The 2,327-nt window shown below is 63.0% G+C and carries 2 protein-coding genes and 1 pseudogene; 2 read left to right on the top strand and 1 reads right to left on the bottom strand.

Going from position 1 to position 2,327, the window contains the following annotated elements; translation table 11 throughout:
* Positions 1-169 precede the first annotated feature (169 nt).
* Entirely contained in the window at positions 170-550 is a 381-nt protein-coding gene (locus DDF70_RS38980; RefSeq protein WP_425374150.1) for a transposase, read from the bottom strand.
* A gap of 214 nt (positions 551-764) precedes the next feature.
* Between DDF70_RS38980 and DDF70_RS38635 the strand changes: the two genes are divergently transcribed.
* Complete coding sequence (locus tag DDF70_RS38635) at positions 765-983, top strand: hypothetical protein (RefSeq protein WP_245435788.1); 219 nt, start codon at positions 765-767, stop codon at positions 981-983.
* A gap of 78 nt (positions 984-1,061) precedes the next feature.
* Positions 1,062-2,290 (top strand): annotated as a pseudogene (locus DDF70_RS36015) (IS3 family transposase).
* Positions 2,291-2,327: the final 37 nt, after the last annotated feature.

The raw sequence follows: 2,327 nt of genomic DNA, 5'->3' as shown, positions 1-2,327 counted from the left end.
GCCGCAAAGCGCCGCAATGCCGTCATCGGTTCCGCCGCCGCCACATAATCTCTCACGACGCATAAGAAGGGATCGGATCCGGCCTCGCGCACCAGCGCTAGAAGACCATCCGGTCCCTTGCGGAAGTCGACCGGATGGCTGGCCAGGAACACCTTCGCGCCGGCCGGGATCATGCTTGTCGAACCGCCCGGAGGACTTTGATCAGGTGGTTCTGATCAATATCAGCGGCAACGCGAACCACCACGTCAGCGACAACAATCTCAATCATCGAGGCGGATGTCGGCGTGACCTCAACGAATCCAAGCCGCTGCTCATGCCGCTCGCCTTGGACGACACCAGCCTGCATCGCCTTACGGCGCCAGCCGAACAGTTGCGCCGGCGAGATCCCGGCCTGTCGTGCGATAACCGAGACATTGGCGCCAGGCTCCAGGGTCTCCTCGACCAGGGCCATCTTGGCCTGTGTCGACCAGCGCCGGCGGGGCCGCTCGGGACTCACCTCCAGGCGGCTGGGAACAACCTCCAGCACCTGGAAGCTTCTATCATCAGGCATAGGCGCAGACATAGTAACTGACACCGAAAGCTCCTTGCTTTGATGTCAGTAAAGATCAGCCATCGCATCATGCCGCGCCAGATGCGGCCAGCTTACCGCTTACACTGGATATGACCGGCTGGCTGTTAATTATCTGGCCGCCATTGTCCTCGTCGCGACAGTTACTCAATGGCTTAGGTGAGCCCCCTATCTAGAGGATGGCATCAATGACAGAGTGCCGACCGAAGCAGGTGAGCAGCCATCGGAGAAACAGCCGAACCGCCGAGCGCTGCAAGCTCCGGTCAATGGAGATGACATGCCATCCGCCAAATATATCGATCGCAAAGGGGAAAGGCTTAATAAGAATATTCCGATTGAGACTTTGAGCGGCAAGCGTATCACTAACAAGTGCAACTCCCGCACCGTTGATGGCAAGATCTATGGCTATTCCTAGCTCGTTGCAATAAAGGTGGTCCTCCGCCCCACAGTTTCCTGAGACATCCTATAAGCGGACTGGATCCGCAGAAGGGTGATGATGATGACAGAGATGATGAAGGATGCGGCCGGTCCGGGCCGTGGTGGGCGCATGTCGCGCCAGCGCAAACGCGAGGCGGTTCTGCGGCTGCTGCGCGGTGAGGATCTGGACACGGTCTCGCGCTCCCTGGGCGTGACGGCCGCCACGCTGAGCGGCTGGCGCGATGCTTTCCTGGCAGCCGGCGAGGCCAGTCTCGCCACCCGGCTGGCCACCGGTGAGGCGCTGGGGACTGAGCGGCTCAAGGCCCGGCTCGGCGAGATGCTGCTGGAGCGTGAGCTGCTGGAGGCCAAGATTGCCCTTCTGGAGGGCGGCCGCCCTTTAGCTCAGAGGAGGTCGAGGCGATGAGCCGGGCCCTCTCGCCGAGCAGCGGCCGGCCCTATGGCTTGGCGCGTGTCTGCCGGATCTGGCGCGTGGCCCGGGCGAGCGTCTACCGGCAGCGTCAGCCGCAGACGGACCGGCGGCGCCGCGGCCCGGTCGGACCGCTGTCCGATCCAGTGCTCACAACCGAGATCCGTGCCGTCCTGGCCGCCAGTCCGTTCCATGGCGAGGGGCATCGGAAAGTTTGGGCCCGCCTGCGCCTGAAGGGCATCCGCACCTCGCTCCGCCGTGTGTTGCGGCTGATGCGCGAGCACGACCTGCTGGCGCCGTCCCGGATGGGGGCGCCGCGTGGGCCGCGCAACCACGACGGCACGATCATTCCGGCAACCATCGACACCCTGTGGGGCACCGACATGACCACCGCTTGGACTGGCGAAGGGCAAGCTGCCGTGTTCGTGGCGGTCGATCACTACAGTGCCGAGTGCGTCGGCATTCATGCCAGTCGCCAAGCCACCCGCTTTGAAGCTCTCGAGCCGCTGCGCCAGGGCGTACGCGAGCACTTTGGCGGCTTTAGCAAAGGGATTGCTTCAGGCCTGTCGATCCGGCACGACCATGGCAGCCAATACATGTCGCGAGCATTCCAGGACGAGTTGCGGTTCCTTGGGATCGAGAGTTCGCCGGCCTTTGTGCAGGCTCCTGAAGGCAATGGCTGTGCGGAGCGGTTCATCCGCACCCTGAAGGAAAACCTGCTGTGGGTGCGCTCGTTCGAAACCATCGAGGAGTTGCGCCAGGCGCTGCTGACCTTCCGAGAAACCTACAACTCCACCTGGCTGATAGCCCGGCACGGATTTCAGACGCCGAAAGCCGTCCGGCACAACCAGCTTCCATCCGCGGCCCTCGCCGCGTAGGCTTCAATCCGGTGTCTCAAAAACTGCGGGCGGTACA

The sequence above is a fragment of the Microvirga calopogonii genome, from assembly GCF_003347665.1.
Classification (GTDB): domain Bacteria; phylum Pseudomonadota; class Alphaproteobacteria; order Rhizobiales; family Beijerinckiaceae; genus Microvirga; species Microvirga calopogonii.
The sequence above is the reverse complement of the archived record's forward strand: the minus strand, read 5'-3'. Positions and strand labels throughout refer to the sequence as shown.